The sequence below is a fragment of the Vibrio hepatarius genome (assembly GCF_043642085.1).
Lineage (GTDB): Bacteria > Pseudomonadota > Gammaproteobacteria > Enterobacterales > Vibrionaceae > Vibrio > Vibrio hepatarius_C.
On record NZ_JBHZSA010000015.1, the window covers coordinates 1 to 23,446 of the forward strand.

Genomic DNA, 23,446 nt, shown 5'->3' on the forward strand with positions numbered 1-23,446 from the left:
TAGTTCAGTTGGTTAGAATACCGGCCTGTCACGCCGGGGGTCGCGGGTTCGAGTCCCGTCCGCTCCGCCACTTATTCAGACAAAGCCCTAGCAGAAATGCTAGGGCTTTTTCGTATCTATAAGGTTAATTTGGTCTGCGACCAACGAGTCCCGCTTGAGCGCAAGCCCGGCCGACCCGCCACTTATTTAGAAAGTCTCGTCTTACGACTAGGCTTTCGTCGTATAGAAGCCCGTTGCTGACGCAACGGGCTTTTGGCGTTTAAGGGATAAGGAATAAGGAATAGTCTCAGTCCTCGGTAACACTTCTTGGGACTACGAGATTGCTTTCCCTCGACCTTCGACAGACACATTGCCATTCCATTGAACGACGAAGGGGTGAGTAGGGAGCCTCTACAGGGTTTCAACTAGTATCAGTACTTCCTAGCTGTCCATATATCATTCTTGATATAGGTAAGGACGTCTCATCTTTAACGCTTTCCCGTTAGCATCCTTTTCCATGCGGTCATAACCAATTAACTTAATTTCACCTTAAACCAGTTACTTAGTCCGTCGTAGATATTCAACGGCTGTTCTATAGGTACAAAAAAGCCACTCTATTAAGAGTGGCTCTATTTGATTTGTTTGATTGTCTATAAGGCTGCAGGCTCGTTGATAAGAGTTAACGCCTTCTTCGATACTTCATGAGCAGCTTTGGTTAGGTTTTGCTTCTCTAGTGCGTCAGAGAGATAACCATAGTCTGCAACGTTTGAGCGTACAGATAACGCCTTCTCAAAGTGTGCTTGAGCCTCTGGCCATTTCTCGCTGCGCAGATAGAACTGAGCAAGTGCACTATGAGCATCCGCATTGTTACCATCTTTACGTAGTACGCTTTCAAGAAACGTAACCGCAGGGTGGCTATCGGCTAGTTTAAGCTTGGGAAGAAGTGCGTATAAGTCCGAGTTAGGATGCTTTTTCAGGGTTTCTTTAAGTAACGTGAACGCATCACTATCGGCTTGGCGCGAGATCAGTTGCTTAGCGAAGCACTCGATCAAATGGGTGTCAGCCTTTATTTTACGTGGTAGCGAATTCCAGTGAGCAACTAGACCTTCACTGCCTTTTTGTACCGCTACTTCATGCAGTAATCCACATTGAGCTCGTTGTACTAAAGGCTCTTGATCCTCCTTAAGTACGATTTTGTGCTTGATGAGCTTAGGCAGCAGGTCGAGTAGTGGCTGCCATAGCTTCAACTCAATGTATACCTGCTTAAGAAGGTTAAGCACAACTGCATTATTTGGGTAGCTAGACTTGAGACTAGATAGCGTATCAAACGCTGCGCTGTAGTCTGCCTCACGAATCAATTGCTTTGCGCGCGTAAGCTCCACAGCAAGTATCGAGTTGTCTTGTTTTGCTGCTAGTTCAAGGTAGCGATCACGTTGCTCAGTGTTGCCCATGCCTTGAGCAGCTTCAGAGGCGACTAAGTAACATAGTAGTGGCATATCGTGGTGATTTGCCCAGCGAGTCACTTTCTTCTCGGCAACTTTGAAGTCACCTTCCAGTAGCTTAATGATGCCTTCGTTAGTGTAACGGCGCGAACGGCGCATCTTACGCACACTGAAGTAATTCCAAGTTGCTGAACTCGCATAAAAGGCTTTTTTGACTAGGTACTCAAGGCCAAACAGACCAGCCAATGCAGCGATAATGAATATAACTAGTGTTGTAACACTCATTTCGATGGTCTTGCTAGCGACGGAGATCAGGACATAACCTTGCTGACCTGAAAATTGCGTGCCGGCAAATAATCCCAGTCCTAGGACGACGAAAAGGAAAATCAGTCGAAACATTATTTATCCTCCGCTACTAGGGTAGTCACTTCACGGCGTAGACGATCGCGAATGACGTCAGATAATTCTTGTTGAGTTTCTAGCTTAATTGGGTATTCAACTTGTACTGTCTGCTTACTTAATAGCTCTAGTGCTTTATTGAACTCGATGACTTCGTTTGAATCCTGGTTAAAGAAAGTTGTAGACCACTTGTCAGCAGTTGTTAAGGCTGTCGAATAGATCTCTTGCTGCTCTACATAGACGGCTTTAATTGCTGTTTCTAGTTTGGCCTTAATGTTCTCTTTTAAGTAGAAATGCTGTTGAGGTGATAGCAATGGAATGACGTTACCATCACGAGTTCTAAAGGTAATAAAGTTCTCAGAGAAGTCTTTTAATGACGTCATGAGGTTATCTTTCCAGTCATAGACATCTTGAGAAACAACCTGTTTCTCTTCTTGCTGCGCTTCAGGTAGCAGAGCATTGGCGAGTGGTAGCTTATCAACTTGCTGCTGCAGTGCCGTGATTCTTAGAACTAGCCCTTCTCTATCAATCAATGGGATGGTTTTTAGCTTAGTAATGTCATTAGCCATCGATTTTCTTAGTGGGACTAAGCTTGGGTCGTTCAACGCAGCAATTCGCTGATCGGCGGACTCCATTAACTTGGTCGCACTTACGGCGTCATGCTCAAGGAATAGCTTACGTCCAGCAAGTTTTACTAGGTAATCTGCTTCTGCTAGCAGCCAATCATTTGGACGACGGCCTTTCACATCAGCCATTGCGACCTGAAGGCTAACAATACTTTTCTGTTGCTGGGCAAGAACGGTTTCAGCGCGATGGGTAATTTCAGTCGCTTTTTCAATAGCTCGCTTTTGCGTCGAGTCTAACTCTGATTTGATGTTATCTTGGGTTTGCTTAAGCTGGGTTTGCAGGGCATTGATTTGAGCTTGGTACTCGGCGTTCTTTTGCTGCATTTGGAACGTTAAGCCGCCCCCAATAAGGATAGAGATGATAATAGCAACAGTGCCAAGTTTAACCCCTCGCTTGCCTTGTTTTTCTTCGAATGCGGGTTGAGAAGGTTGTGCTTGATTAGCTTCAGGTGTTTGTGTCGTGGTCTCTTCCACGCTTGCTTCACTTGTCATCTTTTGTTCAACGTCAGATGTGGTCGATTCAACCTTGTTGTTATCCTCTGCCGATTGCTTGTCTTGGTCAGGGGCAATGTTTTCGTTTTTATTCTTGCTTGTCATTACTTATTGTCCTGTTCTATCTGGCTGGAGAGCAGCCAACAACACTGGGTTAGAGGCACTTAAGGTATTGGTGACAACTTTAAAACCAGCCTCACGTGCATTCTGTGCAATACGCTCACTCGGTACATAAAGGTGAAGCGCAAACAACCAGTTCAGTTCTGCGCTGTTCAATTGAGAAATAAAATACTCAAGTTGACCTGAACTGGTTATGACTAATTGGGTTATTTGTTCATCTTGCCAGAGAGGCACTAATAAATCTGAGCGGAAAGCTAGGTTTTCTCGTTTGTAGACTTCCCGATACTCTACAATAGCGCCGCGCTCGGCCAGAGTCTCAAAGATCAGTTCTCTACCGCCATTTCCTCGCAAAATAAGGATTTTCTTATTGGCGACATGCTGAAGTGTTTCCTGCTTTAATAAATGCTCACTGTCACTGATATCGGGGTAGTGTACTTGTTGTGTGGTCGCTTTGCTTAAAACGTGTGCAGTTTTTTGACCAACGGCAAGATAGATGGGATTTGTCGGCCAACTTTTGCATTTTTGAGTCAGATGTTGGCTAGTTTCGCTAACAGCGTACTGGCTAACCGCGATAATAATGTCGAAGGAAGAGATATGATCTTCCAATCCGGATAGTTGCTCGCCGGATTGGATTTCAATCAGAGGGTGGTGATGGCTAGCGATCCCCACCTCTGATAATTGTTGGCATAGTGAAAGGCCTTGCTTTCCCGGCCTAGTGACCAGTACTGCCATACATGATTACTCGTGCTCTGCGTATAGCTTGGTCAAAATTTCTTTTGCGCCGTCATCAAGCAGCTGATTTGCTAGCTCTACACCTAGTGTCTCTGCATCAGCACGTGAGCCACGGATCTCTCCACGGATGATCTTAGAACCGTCAGGCTCGCCAACTAGCGCGCGTAACCAAATGTTGTCACCATCAATTAATGAGTAGCTACCGATTGGTACCTGACAGCCACCTTCTAGAGTAAGGTTCATTGCACGTTCACATAGAACGCGATCGGCGGTTTCTTTGTGGTTTAGTGGTTCTAGTAGTTTAATTAGACGCTCATCATCTAAGCGACACTCAATACCTACCGCGCCTTGACCAACCGCTGGCAACGATTGTTCTGGTTCAATAAAGCTCTTAATACGCTCTTTAAGTTCCAAACGCTTTAGACCCGCAGCAGCAAGGATGATGGCATCGTACTGGCCATCATCAAGCTTACCTAAACGTGTGCCGACATTACCGCGTAGCTCTTTAATCACAAGATCTGGGCGGTACTCTTTGAGTTGGCATTGACGGCGTAGGCTACAAGTACCGACTACCGCCCCTTGCGGAAGCTCATCAATGTTGTTGTAGGTATTCGAAACAAATGCATCACGTGGGTCTTCACGTTCACAAATCGTCACTAGCCCTAGCCCTTCAGGGAAGTCTACCGGTACGTCTTTCATTGAATGAACCGCTAAGTCAGCTCGACCTTCAAGCATCGCAACTTCTAGCTCTTTAACGAATAGACCTTTACCACCAACTTTTGCTAATGGGGTATCAAGGATAATGTCTCCTTTAGTGACCATTGTGACTAGCTCAACTTCTAGACCTGGATGAGCCGCTTTAAGTGCGTCTTTAACAAAATGTGCCTGCCAAAGAGCAAGTGGGCTTTTACGTGTTGCGATTCGAATAGGAGTTGATTGAGTCATAGCGTTCTACTGAAAACAAAATAATGAGCTAATCCTACCACTGTCGGTTAAAAAAGCATTATTGCTTATCAAATCGAATTCAAGTTTGATGTTCGCTAGCATAAAATCATTAAAAGAGTGTGATTAAGGTCTCGTTTGTAAAATAGGCTATTATTATTAATAGGAGTTACGTACCACACTAAGAGCGATAATTTCAGGTGGGCAAAATTGTGTCGAATCGATCGTACATTTCTTTACCAACTCGAAGAAAAGTGTTAGATTGATCACGTTTTGTTGGTGCTTTAGAACAATTAATAGTCAAGGCACTATCTAGGATATGAACCAAGGAAGCTCTCTTGCAGGCTTACACCAAGACGCTAACTAAAAGACTTGATAACCTTAACCAGCAACGTATTGAACGTGCGCTGGCGCTTATGGATTTATCAAGCCAGCGTGTATTCCATCTTATTCCAACCCTGCTTCACTTCAATCATCCAGTTATGCCTGGCTATTTCGACGCACATGTTCCGTTTGGTGTGTGTGACTTCGAACTGAATGAAATTCAGCAGCAGTTTGTAGAAGATACACAGTTAACGATTGGTCAAGAGCTCGCGACATCGCATAACCCAGCCATCCTCGGCTTGTATACGATGGGCAGTACGTCTTCTATTGGTCAAAGTACATCCAGTGATTTAGATATTTGGGTGTGCGTCTCTCCTAATATGAGCTCAGATGAGCGTGAAAGCCTGACCAATAAATGTCTACTGATCACTGACTGGGCACAGACTCAGGGGGTTGAAGCTAACTTCTTCTTAATGGATGAGCAGCGTTTCCGCTCAAACCACTCTGAAGAGATGACCGGTGATAACTGTGGCTCATCTCAACACTTACTACTACTTGATGAATTCTATCGCAGTGCCGTCCGCCTTGCGGGCCAGCGCCTATTGTGGCAAATCGTGCCGCCTGAGATGGAAGAGTGCTACGACGAATATGTGAATGACCTTTGCAGCAAAGGATATATTGATTGTTCTAAGTGGATCGATTTCGGTCAGCTCAATCGTATTCCGGCAGAGGAGTATTTTGGCTCGAACTTATGGCAGCTGTATAAGAGTATCGACTCGCCGTATAAATCTGTTCTTAAAGCTATCTTACTGGAAGCCTATTCGTGGGAGTACCCAAATACTCAACTTCTTAGCTTAGATACCAAACGTCGCTTTTTCGCTCATGAGCCTGATCTCTACGGCATGGATGCGTACTATCTAATGCTTGAGAAGGTGACGCGTTATCTAGAACGTATTGGTGATACCACGCGTTTGGATTTAGTTCGTCGCTGTTTCTACCTCAAAACCCATGAAAAGCTCTCTCGTGAACCAAGTAACGGCTCGGTAGCTTGGCGCCGTGAAGCCATGACCGACATGGTGCAAAAATGGGATTGGTCAGAAGCGGTGATTGCTGAGCTTGATGATCGCCGTAACTGGAAGGTAGAGCAGGTTAAGGTGGTTCACCATGCCTTGCTTGATGCGTTAATGCAGAGCTACCGTAACTTAATTCAGTTTGCGCGCCGTAATGACATTACGTCGGCTATCAGCCCACAAGATATCAGTATTCTCGCTCGTAAGCTTTATGCTGCGTTTGAGGTACTACCGGGTAAAGTTACTCTGCTTAACCCGCAGATTTCACCTGACTTACATGAATCTGATCTGACGTTTATTGAGGTTCGCCCTGGGCGCACCAATAAATCGGGGTGGTATCTTTACAAGCAACCACTGACGCCGCATCGTATTCTTGGTCAAGCGCCGCTTGAGCACAATGAATACCTGAGTAAGTTGGTGGCTTGGTCATTCTTCAATGGTTTGATTACTGAATCGACACGTCTGCATTCGGTGATTCGTGATGCGCACTTAGATATCGATAAGTTCTACCAAATGGTGAGTGACTTACGTAATACCTTCTCACTGCGTAAACGTCGCCCTACTATGCAAGCATTGGCAAGTCCTTGTGAGATTAGCCAGCTAGCGATGTTCATCAACTTTGAAAATGATCCAACCTCAGAGCTGAGTGGCAAATCACTCAAGCTCGATCCAAAGAGCACTGATATTTTCAGCTTTGGCCCCGAGCAAAAATGCTTAGTCGGCAGTGTCGATCTGGTTTATCGCAACTCATGGCATGAAGTGCGCACCTTGCACTTTAAAGGCGAGACGGCGATGCTTGATGCACTGAAAACCGTACTGGGTAAGATGCACCAAGATGCGATCCCACCAGAATCGGTGGATGTATTCTGCTACAGCAAAAACTTGCGTGGTGTGATGCGTAATATGGTTTATCAGCTACTGGCTGAGTGTATTGATCTGCGTTTGAAGCCGGTTGAGCAAGAAAAACGTCGCCGCTTTAAAGCGCTACGTATTGGTCAGCAAACCTATGGTCTGTTCTTTGAGCGTCGTGGTGTATCGGTTCAGATGCTAGAAAACTCGGTGGATTTCTATCGCAGTATTTCGACCAATAAACTCAAGGGTTCACCACTGCTCATGCTCGATAAAGAGCAGGATTACCAATTGCCGGAAGTGGTGGATGGCTTTGCCAGTGAAGGCTTAGTTCAGTTCTTCTTTGAAGATGGCGAGCAAGGTTTCAATATTTATGTGCTCGATGAATCCAATCGCGTTGAAGTTTATCACCAGTTCAAAGGTGAAAAAGATGAGATGATTGCCAGCGTGAACAGTTTCTACACCTCGGTGCAAGATGAGAACCCGCTATCGTCGAAGCTAATCAACTTCAACTTGCCGCAGTACTATCAAATTGTGCGCCCTGAGGATGATGAACCTTATATTGTCCCTTATCGTAATGACGGCGCTAGCTACTCTAGGCCGAGTAAAATCGTCAACGCCTAACGAATAGATAAAAAAGAGCATCAATGATGCTCTTTTTTGTATCTGTCCGATTAAGGGTTAGACCCACTCAATCTCTTCATCGCAATGTTTTTCACACTCTTGCTTAACCATGCTAATCAGCTCTAGGTGAGTCTTAGAGCAGGTCCATTGATTATCGATAAGCGAGAAATGGAAACCACCTGACTTAGACGCTAACCAAATCTCTTTCATTGGTTCTTGGCGGTTAATAATGATTTGACTACGGTCTTCAAACTCTAGGGTCATCACGTTACCAGAGGTCTCGTAGTCGATGTCCGCGCCTGAATCATCAATCATTTCCTCGATGATTTGCATTTGAACATCTACTAACTGATGAAATTCAGTCTCGTTCATCCAATCTATCCTATTGCTTTTCTTGAGTGTGGTGCGATTATAGGGGGCATTGACAGAATAATCACGATACAACCGATGAAAAAATCACTCTTAGCGCTATTTATCTTTTCGCTTCTTGGCTTAGCTGGCTGTGGTCAAACTGGACCTCTTTACATGCCTGAAGATGCTCAGCAGAACGAGCAGCCTTCACAATAAAATAGAATCAGAATATAAGGGAAAGAATTTTGGATTACTTCAACTATCAGGATGATGGCCAGCTTTGGGCTGAAGATGTCTCACTAACGGAACTAGCACAACAGTTTGGTACACCACTTTACGTTTATTCGCGTGCGACTTTAGAGCGCCATTGGAACGCGTTTGATAAATCGGTAGGTGACCACCCTCATTTAGTTTGTTACGCAGTGAAAGCAAACTCAAACCTTGGTGTGCTAAATGCACTGGCCCGCCTAGGTTCTGGTTTTGATATCGTTTCTGGCGGTGAGCTAGAGCGAGTGATTGCTGCTGGTGGCGACGCAGCGAAAGTAGTGTTCTCTGGCGTTGGTAAGACTGAAGCTGAAATGAAGCGCGCGCTTGAGCTAGGTATCAAATGTTTTAACGTTGAGTCAGAGCCTGAACTTGAGCGCTTGAACAAAGTAGCCGGTGAGCTAGGTGTGAAAGCGCCAATTTCGCTGCGCATTAACCCTGATGTTGATGCCAATACCCACCCTTATATTTCTACTGGCCTGCGTGATAACAAGTTCGGTATCGCTTTTGACCGCGCGCCTGCCGTGTACCAATTTGCTCAAAGCCTAGAAAACTTAGATGTTAAAGGCATTGATTGCCACATCGGTTCTCAGCTGACAGACATTGAACCTTTCATTGATGCGACTGACCGCTTATTGGCACTGATTGATGATCTTAAAACTCAGGGCGTTACTATTGAACACCTAGATGTTGGTGGTGGTTTAGGTGTGGTTTATCGTGATGAGTTACCTCCTCAGCCATCTGAGTACGCCAAAGCGCTGCTTGGTCGCCTTGAGAAACACCAAGACTTAGAGCTAATATTTGAGCCAGGTCGTGCCATTGCTGCTAATGCGGGCGTGTTGCTGACCAAGGTTGAGTTCTTAAAGCACACTGAACACAAAAACTTTGCCATTATTGATGCGGCAATGAATGACTTGATGCGTCCTGCGCTTTACCAAGCGTGGCAAGATATAGTGCCGGTTGTACCTCGTGAAAGCGAAGCGGTGACTTATGATCTAGTTGGCCCAATCTGTGAAACGGGTGATTTCCTAGGTAAAGATCGTGCGCTCGTGCTAGCTGAAAATGACCTTCTTGCGGTTCGCTCTGCTGGCGCTTATGGTTTTGTGATGTCATCGAACTACAATACACGTTCTCGTGCTGCGGAAGTGATGGTTGATGGTAAGCAAGCCCATTTAGTCCGTCAGCGTGAAGAACTCTCTAGCCTATGGGCGCTTGAAAACGTACTTCCGGAGTAATTGAAGTCTTATGCATTTCCATTTTTCTAAAATGCACGGTTTGGGTAATGACTTCATGGTTGTTGATTGCATTACTCAAAATATTTTCTTTTCCCCTGACCTGATCCGCCGCTTGGCGGATCGTCACACTGGTATTGGTTTTGACCAACTGCTGGTGGTAGAGGCACCTTATGACCCAGAAACGGACTTCCACTACCGCATTTTTAATGCCGATGGCAGTGAAGTGGAACAATGTGGTAATGGTGCTCGCTGTTTCGCGCGTTTTGTACGCATGAAAGGGCTGACCAATAAATACAGCATCAGCGTCAGCACTAAGAAAGGCAAAATGGTCTTGAGCATCGAAGAAGATGATCAAGTGACGGTCAACATGGGCGTGCCTGAGTTTGAACCGAGCAAAATTCCTTTCAAAGCCAAGCAAACAGAGAAGACCTATATTTTACGTACTGAAGATAAGACCTTGTTCTGTGGTGCGGTAAGTATGGGTAACCCTCATGTTGTCACCGTGGTCGATGACGTAGCGACGGCAGATGTGGATACGCTAGGTCCACTACTAGAATCTCACGAGCGTTTCCCTGAACGAGTCAATGCAGGCTTTATGCAGGTAGTTAATCGCAATGAAGTGAATCTACGTGTTTATGAACGTGGCGCGGGTGAAACCCAAGCCTGCGGTAGCGGTGCATGTGGTGCCGTTGCGGTTGGCATAGTGCAAGGCTTACTTGATGAGAATGTGCAAGTAAACTTACCTGGTGGTTCGCTGAATATTCAGTGGCAAGGAGTAGGCAAACCACTTTATATGACAGGCCCGGCTACGCATGTCTTTGATGGGCAACTAAGCTGCTAATATACCCTGCATATTTGAAGCTTCAGCGTCGTTGACTGCATCAATTCCCCGGAACGCCGGCCGCCCTAATCACATAGAGCACCTATGCTCATAGGGTTGAATTGACTTGTCGCCTAGCTGAACCCCCAACTATTTTGGGTAGATAATAATAAAAGGAACAATCGTGTCGCATATCGAAGCAGATGCGCTGACGGCTGAAGTCGTAGCGGAATACCTGCGTGACAACCCTGATTTTTTTAGCCATCGCCGTGAGCTGGTGGATCGTTTAGCTCTGCCTGTGCAAGAGCAAGGTGCAGTTTCTCTTGTTCATGTTCAGATGAACCGTCAACGTCAACGTATCGAAGAGCTTGAAGAAGAGATCACGGCCTTGATGTCACTGGCAAAAAGCAATGATCAAACCTTCCATGAATTTATGGATTTGCAAGAGCAAATCTTAAGAGGAGATGCATTGCTGTCGGTGATTAAAGCGATTGAAGAGAAAGCTAAGGCTCTCGGCTTAGTCGCTTACGTACGCTTAGTGGATAGTGAGTCGAGCTATTACTCGCTGGATAAAACCAACTATCAACGCTTCGCAACCAATCACCTTAATGGCAAAGATTCTTATCTCGGTCGAATGCGCAAAGTTGACCGCGAATTACTGCTGGGAGAGAACTCCCGAGCTCCAGAAATGGGCTCTTACGTGGTATTACCGCTACACAATAAAGGCCTGCAAGGTATTTTGGCATTTTCGAGCAGTGACGGCGGTCATTTCCAGCCGCATATGGATACCTTATTCTTACGTCACTTAGCCCTTGTACTTTCTCACCTTATCGAAACACTTCCTTGGCAATGTGAGTCAAATGAGCGAATCAGCAGTACCTCTGCCTAATGGTCTACAACAGCCTCTTGAACGCTTCTATGAATACTTGAGAAGTGAAAAGGGGCTGAGTCTACACACCCAGCGTAATTACAAACAGCAACTTGAAACCATGGCGGGTCATTTAGCTCAGCTTGGTCTAAAAGAGTGGCAACAAGTGGATGCGGGCTGGGTACGTCAATTAGCCAGTAAAGGCATGCGTGAAGGAATGAAACCGAGCAGTTTAGCGACTCGCCTCTCATCACTGCGCAGCTTTTTTGATTTTATGATGCTACGTGGCGAGATGAGTGCTAATCCTGCTAAAGGGGTCTCTGCGCCACGTAAAAAACGCCCACTACCTAAAAACCTTGATGTTGATGAAGTGGGTCAACTGCTTGAAGTCAATGAAGATGATCCATTGGCGATACGCGATCGCGCCATGATGGAGCTGATGTATGGGGCTGGATTGCGTTTGGCTGAACTGGTTAGCATTAATGTTAAAGATGTCGGCCTTTCGTCTGGAGAGATACGAGTGGTGGGTAAAGGGGATAAAGAACGTAAAGTGCCCTTTACTGGTATGGCTGCAGAGTGGGTGAGTAAATGGCTAAGAGTTCGTCCAAGTCTAGCCAATAGCGATGAACTTGGGTTGTTTGTCTCCAAGCTTGGTGTGCGTATCTCTCATCGCAACGTGCAAAAGCGTATGGCGGAGTGGGGACAAAAGCAGGCGGTTGCCAGTCATATCAGCCCGCATAAACTGCGTCACTCTTTTGCTACCCATATGCTTGAATCGAGTAATAATTTACGTGCCGTTCAAGAGCTATTGGGCCACGAGAATATCTCTACTACCCAAATCTATACTCACTTAGATTTCCAGCACCTTGCTGAGGTCTACGACCAAGCTCACCCAAGAGCGAAAAAGAAGGGCAGTGACCAATGAAATTCTACCGCCATTTGAATCCGATTAAAGCGATGACGTTCGATCTGGACGACACCCTTTACGATAATCGCCCAATCATTCGTCAGGTTGAGGCGCAAATGGCGCAATGGATGCATCACTATCACCCAGTTTCAGCGACTAAGCCGCTTGGCTGGTGGCATGAGCTTAAAATGCGTTTGGCACAGCAAGATAGCTGGTTACTCAATGATGTCACCTTATGGCGCTTTAAGCAGATTGAATCTGGGCTGATGGAATTGGGTTATTCACAGGTTCAGGCGACTCAAGCAGCCAATGAAGCGATAGAGCAAGTCCATCAGCTACGTAGTGATTTTGCCGTGCCATTGGAAGCGCATCAGGTGTTAGAGCTGCTTGCGAGTCGGTTACCGCTAGTGGCAATTACTAATGGTAATGTGGATGTGGAGAAAATTGGTCTAGCGCGTTACTTTTCATTGGTGCTAAAAGCAGGACCTGATGGTTATGCCAAACCTCATCGCGAGCTATTTGACAAAGCTCAGTCATTTCTATCACTACCGGCTGGAAATATCCTTCATGTAGGAGATCATTTAATTTCCGATGTAGCAGGGGCTAAACGCAGCGGCTTCCAAGCTTGTTGGTTCAACGACCAAGGTCAAGATATCTACACATGCAGTAAAAGCCGCATCTTACCAGATGTAGAAGTAAACCGTTTGCATCAGTTGTTACTATTGAGTGAGATGTAAATAGTAGCGTATAAAAACAACGCTTTTCATATCGGGGCACATGGATTACGGTATAGAAAAATACTATATAAATAATCACGTCTCAGGCTTATAAGAATGCGCACCTATTCCGCACTAGTTGCAAATGGTCAGCAACTTCAGTTATTTCTCCAGGGTATCCCTGTGAGAGATTCGGCTTCGTATTTGGTCCAAGTATTATCGACCGATACTGAACAAGTTGTTTGTGACTATGCAAACCGGCTTAAATTACACCTCCCTAATTGCCATATCATTGGCCACAGCACTCGCCATACTATGTGTGATGGAGTTCTCCATCATGATGGCACTCTCATTGTCGTTTCTTGTTTCGAACACACTTCACTGACCTCGGCACGAGTGCAGATCGATAGCAACTTAGAATCTCAAGTCGAAGCATTATGCGAAGAGCTTGAACTGGGTATGACATCTAAAGTGATGATCAGCTTTTCTGCTCATGCCAGTGGGCTTTATCAAGCACTAGGTCAAGCGGTAGAAACCCCAATTAGTGGCGGGCTTGCTACCAGTGTTGATGGAGGCCACGAGTGGATCCTATTTGGAAATCAAACCTATCGAAACGCTTCGGTATTTGTTGCGCTACATAGTGAACAGTTGACAGTACATCGCAATGCGTTTTCTGAATGGACGCCGATTGGTGGGACATTGAGGGTGACGGATAGCCAAGGGTATGTACTCAAAACCCTAGACTATCAATCGATATATACCGTTTATCAGCAGCGACTGGCGGAAGACCGTCCGATCACGTTAGAGCAACTGTATAGTTTCCCTCTTCAAGCGAGTAGCGGCCAAATCAGTAGCATGCGCGAGATTTATTCCGATGGCAGTATGCGGTTAGATAATCCGGTTAATATCGGTGATGAAGTACGAATCTGTTACAACCACCCTTCATTGACTCTGGAACAAGTTCGTTATGACGTGGTGCAGTTGGCGCGGAGTAATCCAGAATCGGTATTTATCTATAACTGTGAATCTCGATTGGAGTTTCTTGAGGGGGTCAGTGAGACCAAGCCGTTTGAGCAACTTGAATGTAGCAATGGCTCTTACTGCATGGGCGAGTTCTACCGCGGCGATAGTCAGGAAACGCTTCATCACAGCATGACCTATCTTGCGCTCAGTGAAGATACTCAGCGTCCGGCGATTGTGATTGGGGAGCAAGATGAATTCCCAGTATCGCCGTTATTTCATTTGATTCGCCACTCTATTGATGAGCTCAACCAAGCTCAGAAAGGGATGCAGGACAAATTAGCTAAGCAGACAGAAAAGCTGATAGAAAGTTATCGTCTTGATAAACATACCGGGCTAAAAAATCGTGTTGCGCTGCAAGAGCGGCTTAAAGTATTTAAAAATCATGAGCATGTGATCACCATTAAGCTGTCTAACTTTCATCAGGTTAATGAAAAGTATGGCTATCAAGTCGCGGATGAGCTGATCCGTGACTTGAGTGATCATTTTATTGAACGCCTCGCTCGTCTGCGTGGCCACGAGTTCGTTAAGAACCTGTATTACATCGGTACGGCGGAGTGGGCGGTCGTCTTCACCGCACTGGTTCCAAGTGAACAGATTCAACAAGACTTTTCAGCCTTTGCCGACCAAATAGAGCGCCTTAATTTTGAGCCCTATGGGTTACCAGATGTCGACTTTCTTTCGGTTTCGATTACCGGAGGTATCGCCAGTGCCAGTGATTTTCCTGATATCGCCGGGGATGAGTTACTGCTTAAATCTATCGATGCAAGACGAACTGGCAAAGAGCGTAATACCCACTTCTTTAATGCTAAAGATTGTGCGATCACCCCAGAGCAGCAGCACGACAAAATTGAGCTTATGGGCGTCGTCAGTCGGGCGATTCTTAAAAAGAACATTATCACCTACAGCCAACCGATTTTTGCCGCACACACTCGCGAGCAGATATCTCAAGAGTGTTTAGTGAGAATCGAAGATGATGGCAATATCATCTCGCCTGGGCGCTTTTTACCTATCATTGAGGGCACGCACCTTTATACCCGCTTAAGCCGCTTTATGTTGTCTTCGACCTTGAGTTACATGGCGGACAAACAAGATTCTTTCTCTATTAATTTGTCGCCACAAGACATGCTCAGTGATAAAACTCTGTATTTGTTGGAAGAGTCGATTGCTAAGCTCAATGATCCGTATCGTTTAGGGATAGAGGTATTGGAGTCGGAGCAAATTAAAGACTTTGGCCGAATGTCTGAAATCTGTCGCCACTTCAAAAACATGGGTGTGCGCTTAATGGTTGATGACTTTGGCTCAGGCTACTCGAACATTGATGAGATTATTCGTCTAGAGCCGGACATCATCAAGCTTGACGGTAGCTTGATTAAGACCATAGATCGTGATGCGAAACAGCGTCAGATTACCGGTCAGTTGGTTCAGCTCTGCCAAGTGCTAAATGCGAAGACCGTGGCTGAGTTTGTCCACAACCGAGAGGTGTGTGAAATTGCCGAAGATCTTGGTGTCGATTATCTGCAAGGCTTCTATCTTGCTGAGCCTAGCCGCTTGTTTTAGTTTCTAAAGCATGACCACTTTTGTCGGCTTTAAACGCTTGCATATAGTGGCCAAAGAAACTCAACAACTGCTCTGACTGGCGCTCTTCTCCGAGCGCCTTTAATACTTCACAGCCCACTTCTAAGGTACATAAGTGCCCATCTTCTTGATTGCGACGTAATTGATAGTTGGAGGCTTGGCTTGGAGTGATGTGCGCAAGGGGCAAGCTTTCGAGCCACGCACTTTTGCGCAGCATCTTCTTCGCTTCTTGCCAGGTGCCATCAAGAATAATAAACAGTGGTACTTTTTCGGCCTTGTCTGCCTGCTGTGATGCTTGGCTTACCGGTACGCTCTCATCATGTGGAAATAACAAGTAGGGCTGAAACTGGTCATTGTTCAACAGTTCGAGCAGTACAGGGGGCGGGGTTTTACGTTGCCAAATATGCACACTGGTCGATGTGGGTAAGCTCTTAACTAACCACTGGCCCGTATTGGTGTCACGTTGCTGCTCATTCTCATGCATTAACAGCGCGAGATGACAGGCCGATGTGAGAGTCGGTAACTGCTTGCAGACACATTGGTGACGTAGCTGGCACTGAGGGCAGGGTGTTAGCATACCCTCGTGGTTAGTCGATAGCGTCACAGAGTAATACCCTCTTGATGGGGCGTTAAACCATCAGAGAAGAGTTGGATTGGACTGATCTCGTCGTAGTTCGCAACAGGGGCCGTACTTGGATTGAGCGGATATTGTTGACCATCGAACTTGAGAATATGTTGGTTAGGCACTGCGCCGCCGCCACTGACGAAAAACACCATATCCTGCCAACCCTCATTTGTGCTTACACCAAGGTTAATCGGTGTGCTGACTAAGGTAATTCGGCTGTTAAAACGCCAACTATTTTGATGGTTTTCAAAGATCAGCAGTGTACAACCGCCCGAACCGCACCAATCAAGTTGAGTGATAAGCTCTTTATTGCCATCACCATTTAAATCGTAACTCAGCCAGCGGTAGCGTGTACCTGTCGGGTCGGTTTCCGTGCTGGCAAAATAGTTGCGCAGCGCTTTATCCACCTTAGGATTAAACTCCACTGAAGATGGGATTTGATTCGGCGATTCTTGCTGTGAGCTTAGTGTTTGCTCTGCAGAGTTTTTAAATAACGTCACGCCACCATCGGCAATCGGATAAATCACATTGCCAACTTTCTCTTTGGTCGCCGTTAACTGCTCACCTTTACGCGAGAAAAGACGTTCTGATAGTAATGGCTGCTGCTGATGATGGGTCATCACTACTTGAACTTGCTCTGGGTTAAGTTGTTGCCAGTAACCTGTTTCCACCGAGTCAGACTCGCCATTGTTGTAGCTGTATGAGGTTTTGGCTGTGTGATCGTGCTTGAGCTGTAGTGAGATTGAAAAATCACTGCTTTTGGTCGAGTTTGCTTGGTAATAACCTGTCCAACCTTGTGTACCATCTCGGTTGGATAAGGTCGCGCAACCTTGATATTTGACGCCGTTAAGTTCCAGTTCCGAACTCCAGCCATAAAGGGAATCACTCATATTATCGACACAGCTGCGCTGGTTGAGCTCCAACGAACCGCCTTCAAACTGGTATCGACGTTGGTCGCTTTCAATACGGCTTGAACTAAGCTCTAACAGTTGTTTCTCTTCGCCCATTTTCTGGAAAGCCAGCTGGTTGCCTTCAAAGCTCATCGACCAGAAAGGTTCGGTGCCAAAAGCGCGCGTTGGGTTAGTTGGTTGTTGGCATCGTTTTGGGTTTTCTGCTGTAAGAATATTGATCGAATCCACCACAAAGCGCGCAGCGTAATCGGCAACAAAGCCATCGGTCAGTCCTGTTTCTAAGTGGCCAATCACTTCACCATATAGGGGCTCATAAGGACGACGAACTAAAGACATGGCTTGTTGAAAGCGATCGTTTGGCAGTTCAAGCCAATATTGTTGCTGGCTACCACAAGGGGTAATGGTTCGTACTTCATGACCGAGAACGACCTCGCCACGCATAATGAACGTCTGCGGTTTGATAGTGGCAGGTTTATCTAAGCTGGCAGCAGGAGCGGTCGATGTCGACTCAGAACTTGGCTGTGTTGAAATCGAACAAGCTTGTAATGCAAGTAATGTCACGATAGCGACTGGGTTTCGAAGCGCCTTCATGCTATATCTTCCCTATTCAGAAACTGGCGGATTCTATTATGGCATATTGGTTATTCAAAACTGAACCGGACACCTTCTCTATTGACACTCTCAGAACACAAAATAGCTCTTGCTGGGAAGGTGTACGCAATTATCAAGCGCGAAATATGATGCGAGATGAGGTAAAAGAGGGCGATTTAGTGCTGATTTACCATTCATCGTGTAAGAAAGTGGGCGTTGCGGGTATCGCCAAGGTGACCAAAGAGGCTTACCCCGACCATTTTGCTTTTGATCCAGAAAGTGATTATTACGATCCGAAATCGAGCTCAGACAACCCAAGGTGGGTAATGGTCGATATTGAATTTGTGCGTAAAACGGAGCGTCTGATCCCGCTGACGGTGATGAAAGCGATGCCAGAGTTAGAAAACATGCCATTAGTTAAGCGTGGTAACCGCCTTTCGATAATGCCTGTCAGTGAGCAAGAGTGGTTGGCAATTTTGGATAAAGAAAAGCTGCCGAGCCAGCGTTAGAGCCATAAAACACAATCAGGCAGCGATAGTGCTGCCTGATTAAGATAAAAGCGTGCAGTTATAGCAGGTTATCTTGCAGATAGTGCGCCACTGCATCGTCTGCGTTACTGCCGATCACTTCATTGTTTGGCAGCGCTTCTTTCACTTTATGGTGTGAAGTGCCCATCACCAATCCTTTGCCTGCCATTGCTAGCATTTCTGCATCGTTCATACCATCACCAAACGCAATACAGTTGTCTAAGGTTAGATCGAGTGACTTAGCAACAGCTTCTAGAGCGTGGCCCTTAGAGACTTCAGCTGCCATTACTTCTAGACACCAAGGGGTAGAGAAAGCGATATTCAACTTGTCACCAAATGCGTCACGCAGTTTTTGTTCGAAAGTCACTAGGTGGTCATGGTCTTGCTCAGGGTGAGTAAAGAACACTTTAGCAATGCCGTCAGTAGGCGCTGAATCTGCTGCAAAGCGCTTATAAGCAAAGCCTGATTCGCTGTGGAATTTCGCCAGCATTTCATCGTCACGGTCGAGTAACCAATCTTCATTTTGGTACATGTGGATAAAAATGTTGGGATCTTGGCGGATCACATCGATCACAGGCTGAACCAATTCTTCTGGGATATTCTTGCTGTACATCAGTTGATCGTTCTGGTCATGAACGCGCGCACCGTTAGAGGTGATCATATAAGCCGGAATACCTGCAATCTCACGAATTCCAGCCACATCAACATGGTGACGGCCGGTAGCAAAGATAAAGGTGAAGCCTTTCTCATGTAGTGATTTTAATGTCTCTTTGGAGTAGGCACTAAGCTGGTGGTTTGGTGCGAGAAGAGTGCCATCGAGATCTGAGGCTACAATGTGAAAAGGAGTATCTTTGCGTGCTTCGGTCATATCACCCTCGTATGTACAGCGATTAGTTTCCCATTTGGGTAGAGTGGGTATTTTACTTGAACATAAAGGGGAAAAAGAGGGTAAAGATCACCCTGTGCTATTTCCTATTTTAGTATTGGCCAAAGAACTGCAACGTCGCATCGAGTGCTTGGTTGCGATATTGGTCTTTTTCAAACAACAACTCATGCTTGGCGTCATGAATAATTTTGAACTCGCATTGGCTATGAGTTTTAGCGAGTTTCTTCATAAACTGGGTTTGAGCTTGGTTTGAGACGATTTGATCATCTCCAGCCTGCATCACCAACAGCGGAGTTTTGATATGGCGAGTCATCAGATAGCACTGCTTACACGCCATCAATCCTTGCCATACCCACTGGGTACTGGCGCCACCAATTTTCAGCTCTGGGTGCTGTTCATACCAATTGCGGAACCAGTGATAACGAGCATCGCTCTGACTGAGCAGGTTGCCGGCAAAAGGTTTTGGATAATAGGCGACTTGCCCCGGAGCAAAGGTTGGTTTTGGGTAAACCGCAGTGAGTACTTGCCCCAATACGGTAGCAATAGGTTTGAGGTGCCAAGGTAGGTTAACCCCATACATAGGCGCACTGAGGGCAACGGCATCAAACTTGGCATCGCGAGTCTGTAAGTAGCGGGTGGCGATATTACCGCCCATTGAGTGGCCAAGTAGATAGCGCTTGTTATAAGCGGACAAATCGAAATGTTCGATCATGCTATCTAAGTCTTTAACGTAATCTTCAAACTCGCCGACAAAGCCCATTTGTTTATCTTCAATTAGGCGATCAGACAAGCCTTGGCCGCGATGATCAAACGAATAAATATCATAGCCTTGCTGGAAGAGATCGTAGAAAAGCTCTTGGTACTTGGAGGTACATTCGATGCGTCCATTAACCACGACAATCGCTTTATCGTGTTGAGGTGAAGTCAGCTTGATCCAATAAAGTGCTTTCTTATCAAACGATTTAAGGTAGCCTTCTTCACGAGAGCGCCATAAGTTGGCAATATTACTATTGATCACTTGCTCAAAATTGGACTCTTGAGTATAAGAAGGACTAATGTTGGAGCGTGAATCATTCATGGTGAAGTAAAGCCTGATTGTGGTTTGAGTTTTGCAACAGAACTGATTATGTGTGGCTAAGGGCGTTTAGTCGAGAGGAAATACTATGGATATGCATGTTTGGCTTGCTTATGTGGTAACCGCAATTGTGTTCAGTCTTGCTCCTGGGTCGGGTACGGTTAACTCGATCAGTAATGGTTTGAGCTATGGCACAAGGCGTTCGCTTGCCGCGATTGCAGGGCTTCAAGTCGGCCTCGCGATCCATATTATGTTAGTTGGTGCCGGCATTGGCGCACTTGTTGCTCAGTCTGCATTTGCGTTTAGTGTGATTAAATGGGTCGGCGCGGCTTATCTGATCTGGTTGGGTATTCAAAAGTGGCGTGATCACTCAAGCATTGCGACCGCTGAAGCTGGCGCGCACCTATCGAGCATGAATCTGATGCGCAAGGCGATTCTGATCAACCTGACTAACCCTAAATCGATTGTCTTTCTAGTTGCACTGTTTCCACAGTTTATTGACCCTGCCAAAGACCAGCTGACTCAGCTAATGGTATTAGGCGTCACAACGGTCGTTATTGATGCGGTGGTTATGCTTGGCTACACCAGTTTGGCTTCGCAAATGGGCCGCTTTATTCGTTCAGATAAGATTATGTCGAAAATCAACAAGGTATTCGGCTCAATGTTTATGGGCTGTGGTGCATTGCTTGCCGCGGCCAAAGCGTAACCGAACATACTGTCACGATGCCGCAGCGAATTAAAGAAACTTACGTCGCACGTCAGCCGATCCTTAATGCTAAGCGACAAACTCTCGGCTATGAGTTGTTGTTTCGTGACGGTGAAAAGAATTCTTACCCAGCACATATTGATCCCAATCGGGCGACCTATCGACTGATTGTTGAAAACTTCCTCTCCATTGGGAGTAATCCTACGTTATCAGCATCTCGCTGCTTTATTAACTTTCCGCATGAGAGCTTAGTTCGCCTGTTGCCGCTCTCTTTACCCAAAGAGCGCATTGTGGTTGAGGTGTTAGAGACCTGCACACCTAACGACGAGCTGCTTGAGGCGATCAAGCAATTGTATGCTCATGGATACCTGATTGCGCTGGATGACTTTGTCTATTCGCCTGAATGGGAGCGCTTTTTGCCTTTCGTTCACATTGTGAAAATTGACATTATGGCGATGGGCTTAGAGCAAGCCTGCATCATGGTCAAAGAACTGCAAGTCAAAAGCTCGAAGCGAAAGTTTTTAGCGGAGCGGGTCGAATCTGAAGCAGAGTACCTAGCAACAAGGTCAGCGGGATTCAGTTTTTTCCAAGGTTACTTTTTCAGTAAGCCAGAGATCGTCCGTCAGCGCTATTTAAGTCCTGAGCAGTTGATTGCAATGGAGCTATTTCGCGAAGTGTGCCAGCCAGAGGCCGACTTCCTTAAGGTGGAGGCGATTGTTGCTAAAGATGTTGCGCTGTCCTATAAGTTGCTGCGCTTTGTCAATACCATGTCGGATCGCATCGAAGTACCGATTTCCTCTTTTAGGCAAGCTTTGGTCTACTTAGGCCAAGATAAACTGAAGATGTTTGTCTCACTGGCGGTCGCGTCGTTTGTCTCAGTGAATAAACCCAAAGAGCTCTATACCTTGTCACTTCAACGTGCGCAGTTCTTTATGCTGATGGCGCACGATCATCCTTTCAGCCAGTATCGAGAGCAGGCTTTCTTGATCGGCTTGTTTTCTCTACTGGATGCTTTGCTCGATGTGTCACTCCAAGAGTTGGTTGAGCAGTTACCGCTCAGTCCGGGGATTAAGCAGGCTCTGCTGAATCGTGAAGGTCCGTATGGCTTGCTGCTTCAGCTTGAAGAGAGCTATGAAAGAGCTGATTGGCTCGGCGTGGAGGCGGTATGTCAGCAGCTTAATGTGTCAGTAAATGATGTCATGCCGCGTATATCTCAGGCTCAGCGCTGGAGCCAAGAGCTCAATACCATCATCTAATCTCTGTTACCCCCCTAAATGAAACTTTTATGACAATCTATATATATGGATTGACGTATATGTTTTGTTGTCTAATATATGCGCATATCCAGATATGAGTATATGACTATGCTTCCTCACCAATTTTTTAAACTGTTATCTGATGAGACACGAGTGCGCTGCTTAATGCTGATTGTGCGCCAAGAGTGCTTATCGGTCGGTGAGCTCACCCAAGCGCTGCAAGAGAGTCAGCCGAAAATATCTCGTCATCTTGCTCAATTACGTTCGAGCGGCATTTTGACTGACGTTAGGCAGGGACAATGGGTGTTTTACCGCTTATCAAAAGATTTACCTGGTTGGATGTTAAAGCTGATTGATGACTTAATCGCATCTAACTGTTTGAAAAATGAATATAAAAATGACATTGAACGCCTAGAAGCCATGACTTCTCGCCCTCAATGTTGCGTTTAAAGAATCACTAAAACTTTATTCCCAAATAGACTGGGGATACTAACTGAGAGATAAAAGACATGGCAGTTAAAGTAGGTATTAATGGTTTTGGCCGTATCGGCCGCTTGGCACTTCGCGCCGCTTTCGATTGGCAAGAGCTGGAGTTTGTACAAATTAACGATGTTGCAGGTGATACGGCGACTTTGGCACATCTGCTTGAATTCGATTCAGTGCAAGGGCGCTGGCACCATGAAGTGACATCAGAAGGTGACGAGATGGTCATCAACGGTCAGCGCATCAAAACCACTCAAGAGCGCGATATTGATGCGATTGATTGGTCTGGCTGCGATGTGGTGATTGAAGCGACGGGTGTTCACCGCAAGACTTCATTCCTAAACAAATACTTAGAGCAAGGCGTGAAGCGCGTTGTAGTATCGGCCCCCGTTAAAGAGGAAGGTGTGGCGAATATCGTTGTCGGTGTCAATGACCATATCTTCGACCCAGCAGGACACAAAATCGTAACGGCAGCGTCTTGTACCACGAACTGTATCGCACCTGTGGTTAAAGTGATCAACGAGAAGCTTGGCATCGAGAACGCGTCATTCACGACGATTCACGATCTAACCAATACCCAAACTATCTTAGACGCGCCGCACAAAGACCTACGTCGTGCTCGTGCTTGTGGGATGAGTTTAATCCCAACCACCACAGGCAGTGCTAAGGCGATTGTTGAGATCTTCCCTGAGCTAGAAAACCGCATTAATGGCCACGCAGTACGTGTTCCACTAGCGAACGCTTCTCTGACTGACATTATCTTCGAAGTGAAGCAAGACACCACCGCGGAAGAGGTTAACGCGCTTCTCAAACAAGCGTCTGAGAATGAACTTAAAGGCATTCTAGGTTTTGAAGAGCGTCCATTAGTTTCGATTGATTACAAAGGTGACCAACGTTCAACGATTGTTGATGCGCTTTCAACCATGCTGGTGGGTAAGCGCATGGTTAAGATCTACGCTTGGTACGATAACGAAATGGGCTACGCGACACGTACTGCTGAGTTAGTGCGTAATGTTGGTTTGGCATAA

At 46.1% G+C, this 23,446-nt stretch carries 22 protein-coding genes; 13 read left to right on the top strand and 9 right to left on the bottom strand.

Going from position 1 to position 23,446, the window contains the following annotated elements:
• Positions 1-629 precede the first annotated feature (629 nt).
• Genes ACHUFZ_RS19025 through hemC form a run of 4 tightly spaced genes read right to left on the bottom strand, consistent with a single transcriptional unit; the run spans position 630 to position 4,735 of the window.
• Positions 630-1,820 (bottom strand): heme biosynthesis protein HemY, encoded by a 1,191-nt coding sequence (locus tag ACHUFZ_RS19025; protein ID WP_394128370.1) that lies wholly within the window; start codon positions 1,818-1,820, stop codon positions 630-632.
• Positions 1,820-3,043: a uroporphyrinogen-III C-methyltransferase gene (locus tag ACHUFZ_RS19030; RefSeq protein WP_394128371.1), complete on the bottom strand. Its 1,224-nt coding sequence runs from the start codon at positions 3,041-3,043 to the stop codon at positions 1,820-1,822. The genes ACHUFZ_RS19025 and ACHUFZ_RS19030 overlap by 1 nt, the downstream gene beginning before the upstream one ends.
• Before the next feature lie 3 nt (positions 3,044-3,046).
• Complete coding sequence (locus ACHUFZ_RS19035) at positions 3,047-3,790, bottom strand: uroporphyrinogen-III synthase (RefSeq protein ID WP_394128372.1); 744 nt, start codon at positions 3,788-3,790, stop codon at positions 3,047-3,049.
• A gap of 6 nt (positions 3,791-3,796) precedes the next feature.
• Positions 3,797-4,735, bottom strand: a complete 939-nt coding sequence (gene hemC, locus ACHUFZ_RS19040) for a hydroxymethylbilane synthase (RefSeq protein ID WP_394128373.1) — start codon at positions 4,733-4,735, stop codon at positions 3,797-3,799.
• 335 nt (positions 4,736-5,070) lie between these two features.
• Between hemC and ACHUFZ_RS19045 the strand changes: the two genes are divergently transcribed.
• On the top strand, positions 5,071-7,599 hold the full coding sequence (locus tag ACHUFZ_RS19045; protein WP_394128374.1) for a class I adenylate cyclase: 2,529 nt from the start codon (positions 5,071-5,073) through the stop codon (positions 7,597-7,599).
• A gap of 57 nt (positions 7,600-7,656) precedes the next feature.
• Here the strand turns inward: ACHUFZ_RS19045 and cyaY are convergent, their stop codons facing one another.
• On the bottom strand, positions 7,657-7,971 hold the full coding sequence (gene cyaY / locus ACHUFZ_RS19050; protein WP_394128375.1) for an iron donor protein CyaY: 315 nt from the start codon (positions 7,969-7,971) through the stop codon (positions 7,657-7,659).
• A gap of 75 nt (positions 7,972-8,046) precedes the next feature.
• Between cyaY and lptM the strand changes: the two genes are divergently transcribed.
• The 7 genes from lptM (at position 8,047) to ACHUFZ_RS19085 (ending at position 15,340) form a co-directional block, all read left to right on the top strand.
• Positions 8,047-8,166, top strand: coding sequence for an LPS translocon maturation chaperone LptM (gene lptM / locus ACHUFZ_RS21250; protein ID WP_004409613.1), 120 nt, complete (start codon positions 8,047-8,049; stop codon positions 8,164-8,166).
• A gap of 29 nt (positions 8,167-8,195) precedes the next feature.
• The gene (lysA, locus tag ACHUFZ_RS19060; RefSeq protein ID WP_394128376.1) at positions 8,196-9,449 is read left to right on the top strand and encodes a diaminopimelate decarboxylase; all 1,254 of its coding nucleotides are present in this window, start codon (positions 8,196-8,198) and stop codon (positions 9,447-9,449) included.
• Between the two features lie 10 nt (positions 9,450-9,459).
• Positions 9,460-10,290 (top strand): diaminopimelate epimerase, encoded by an 831-nt coding sequence (gene dapF, locus ACHUFZ_RS19065; protein ID WP_394128377.1) that lies wholly within the window; start codon positions 9,460-9,462, stop codon positions 10,288-10,290.
• 163 nt (positions 10,291-10,453) lie between these two features.
• Positions 10,454-11,158, top strand: a complete 705-nt coding sequence (locus tag ACHUFZ_RS19070) for a DUF484 family protein (protein WP_394128378.1) — start codon at positions 10,454-10,456, stop codon at positions 11,156-11,158.
• Positions 11,130-12,062 carry a tyrosine recombinase XerC gene (xerC, locus tag ACHUFZ_RS19075; RefSeq protein WP_394128379.1) on the top strand — a complete coding sequence of 311 codons (933 nt, stop codon included), beginning with the start codon at positions 11,130-11,132 and terminating at the stop codon, positions 12,060-12,062. The genes ACHUFZ_RS19070 and xerC overlap by 29 nt, the downstream gene beginning before the upstream one ends.
• Positions 12,059-12,781 (top strand): 5-amino-6-(5-phospho-D-ribitylamino)uracil phosphatase YigB, encoded by a 723-nt coding sequence (gene yigB / locus ACHUFZ_RS19080; RefSeq protein ID WP_394128380.1) that lies wholly within the window; start codon positions 12,059-12,061, stop codon positions 12,779-12,781. The genes xerC and yigB overlap by 4 nt, the downstream gene beginning before the upstream one ends.
• A 96-nt stretch (positions 12,782-12,877) precedes the next feature.
• A complete protein-coding gene (locus ACHUFZ_RS19085; protein WP_394128381.1) occupies positions 12,878-15,340 on the top strand; it encodes a bifunctional diguanylate cyclase/phosphodiesterase in 2,463 nt (820 codons plus the stop codon).
• Here ACHUFZ_RS19085 and ACHUFZ_RS19090 read toward each other — a convergent pair.
• Both ACHUFZ_RS19090 and ACHUFZ_RS19095 read right to left on the bottom strand, forming a co-directional pair.
• Positions 15,324-15,962 carry a tRNA-uridine aminocarboxypropyltransferase gene (locus ACHUFZ_RS19090; RefSeq protein ID WP_394128382.1) on the bottom strand — a complete coding sequence of 213 codons (639 nt, stop codon included), beginning with the start codon at positions 15,960-15,962 and terminating at the stop codon, positions 15,324-15,326. The genes ACHUFZ_RS19085 and ACHUFZ_RS19090 overlap by 17 nt on opposite strands.
• Positions 15,959-17,485: a COG3650 family protein gene (locus ACHUFZ_RS19095; RefSeq protein ID WP_394128383.1), complete on the bottom strand. Its 1,527-nt coding sequence runs from the start codon at positions 17,483-17,485 to the stop codon at positions 15,959-15,961. The genes ACHUFZ_RS19090 and ACHUFZ_RS19095 overlap by 4 nt, the downstream gene beginning before the upstream one ends.
• 38 nt (positions 17,486-17,523) lie before the next feature.
• Between ACHUFZ_RS19095 and ACHUFZ_RS19100 the strand changes: the two genes are divergently transcribed.
• A complete protein-coding gene (locus tag ACHUFZ_RS19100; protein ID WP_394128384.1) occupies positions 17,524-17,994 on the top strand; it encodes an EVE domain-containing protein in 471 nt (156 codons plus the stop codon).
• Between the two features lie 58 nt (positions 17,995-18,052).
• Here ACHUFZ_RS19100 and ACHUFZ_RS19105 read toward each other — a convergent pair whose 3' ends face one another.
• Entirely contained in the window at positions 18,053-18,880 is an 828-nt protein-coding gene (locus ACHUFZ_RS19105; RefSeq protein ID WP_394128385.1) for a Cof-type HAD-IIB family hydrolase, read from the bottom strand.
• Between the two features lie 109 nt (positions 18,881-18,989).
• The gene (locus tag ACHUFZ_RS19110) at positions 18,990-19,976 is read right to left on the bottom strand and encodes an alpha/beta fold hydrolase (RefSeq protein ID WP_394128386.1); all 987 of its coding nucleotides are present in this window, start codon (positions 19,974-19,976) and stop codon (positions 18,990-18,992) included.
• Between the two features lie 85 nt (positions 19,977-20,061).
• Here ACHUFZ_RS19110 and rhtB point away from each other — a divergent pair, with 85 nt between their 5' ends.
• From rhtB to ACHUFZ_RS19130, 4 genes are all read left to right on the top strand, one after another.
• The gene (gene rhtB, locus ACHUFZ_RS19115; protein ID WP_394128387.1) at positions 20,062-20,679 is read left to right on the top strand and encodes a homoserine/homoserine lactone efflux protein; all 618 of its coding nucleotides are present in this window, start codon (positions 20,062-20,064) and stop codon (positions 20,677-20,679) included.
• A gap of 29 nt (positions 20,680-20,708) precedes the next feature.
• On the top strand, positions 20,709-21,935 hold the full coding sequence (locus ACHUFZ_RS19120) for an EAL and HDOD domain-containing protein (RefSeq protein ID WP_394128429.1): 1,227 nt from the start codon (positions 20,709-20,711) through the stop codon (positions 21,933-21,935).
• A gap of 108 nt (positions 21,936-22,043) precedes the next feature.
• Positions 22,044-22,385 carry a metalloregulator ArsR/SmtB family transcription factor gene (locus tag ACHUFZ_RS19125; RefSeq protein WP_394128430.1) on the top strand — a complete coding sequence of 114 codons (342 nt, stop codon included), beginning with the start codon at positions 22,044-22,046 and terminating at the stop codon, positions 22,383-22,385.
• Positions 22,386-22,444: 59 nt separating this feature from the next.
• Positions 22,445-23,446 carry an ArsJ-associated glyceraldehyde-3-phosphate dehydrogenase gene (locus tag ACHUFZ_RS19130; RefSeq protein ID WP_394128388.1) on the top strand — a complete coding sequence of 334 codons (1,002 nt, stop codon included), beginning with the start codon at positions 22,445-22,447 and terminating at the stop codon, positions 23,444-23,446.

What these genes read in the sequence shown, in the direction of transcription:
- ACHUFZ_RS19025 (WP_394128370.1), bottom strand. Translation starts at nt 1,820, where the DNA reads ATGTTTCGACTGATTTTCCTTTTCGTCGTCCTAGGACTGGGATTATTT.
- ACHUFZ_RS19030 (WP_394128371.1), bottom strand. Translation starts at nt 3,043, where the DNA reads ATGACAAGCAAGAATAAAAACGAAAACATTGCCCCTGACCAAGACAAG.
- ACHUFZ_RS19035 (WP_394128372.1), bottom strand. Translation starts at nt 3,790, where the DNA reads ATGGCAGTACTGGTCACTAGGCCGGGAAAGCAAGGCCTTTCACTATGC.
- hemC (WP_394128373.1), bottom strand. Translation starts at nt 4,735, where the DNA reads ATGACTCAATCAACTCCTATTCGAATCGCAACACGTAAAAGCCCACTT.
- cyaY (WP_394128375.1), bottom strand. Translation starts at nt 7,971, where the DNA reads ATGAACGAGACTGAATTTCATCAGTTAGTAGATGTTCAAATGCAAATC.
- lptM (WP_004409613.1), top strand. Translation starts at nt 8,047, where the DNA reads ATGAAAAAATCACTCTTAGCGCTATTTATCTTTTCGCTTCTTGGCTTA.
- dapF (WP_394128377.1), top strand. Translation starts at nt 9,460, where the DNA reads ATGCATTTCCATTTTTCTAAAATGCACGGTTTGGGTAATGACTTCATG.
- xerC (WP_394128379.1), top strand. Translation starts at nt 11,130, where the DNA reads ATGAGCGAATCAGCAGTACCTCTGCCTAATGGTCTACAACAGCCTCTT.
- yigB (WP_394128380.1), top strand. Translation starts at nt 12,059, where the DNA reads ATGAAATTCTACCGCCATTTGAATCCGATTAAAGCGATGACGTTCGAT.
- ACHUFZ_RS19085 (WP_394128381.1), top strand. Translation starts at nt 12,878, where the DNA reads ATGCGCACCTATTCCGCACTAGTTGCAAATGGTCAGCAACTTCAGTTA.
- ACHUFZ_RS19095 (WP_394128383.1), bottom strand. Translation starts at nt 17,485, where the DNA reads ATGAAGGCGCTTCGAAACCCAGTCGCTATCGTGACATTACTTGCATTA.
- ACHUFZ_RS19100 (WP_394128384.1), top strand. Translation starts at nt 17,524, where the DNA reads ATGGCATATTGGTTATTCAAAACTGAACCGGACACCTTCTCTATTGAC.
- ACHUFZ_RS19105 (WP_394128385.1), bottom strand. Translation starts at nt 18,880, where the DNA reads ATGACCGAAGCACGCAAAGATACTCCTTTTCACATTGTAGCCTCAGAT.
- ACHUFZ_RS19110 (WP_394128386.1), bottom strand. Translation starts at nt 19,976, where the DNA reads ATGAATGATTCACGCTCCAACATTAGTCCTTCTTATACTCAAGAGTCC.
- rhtB (WP_394128387.1), top strand. Translation starts at nt 20,062, where the DNA reads ATGGATATGCATGTTTGGCTTGCTTATGTGGTAACCGCAATTGTGTTC.
- ACHUFZ_RS19125 (WP_394128430.1), top strand. Translation starts at nt 22,044, where the DNA reads ATGCTTCCTCACCAATTTTTTAAACTGTTATCTGATGAGACACGAGTG.
- ACHUFZ_RS19130 (WP_394128388.1), top strand. Translation starts at nt 22,445, where the DNA reads ATGGCAGTTAAAGTAGGTATTAATGGTTTTGGCCGTATCGGCCGCTTG.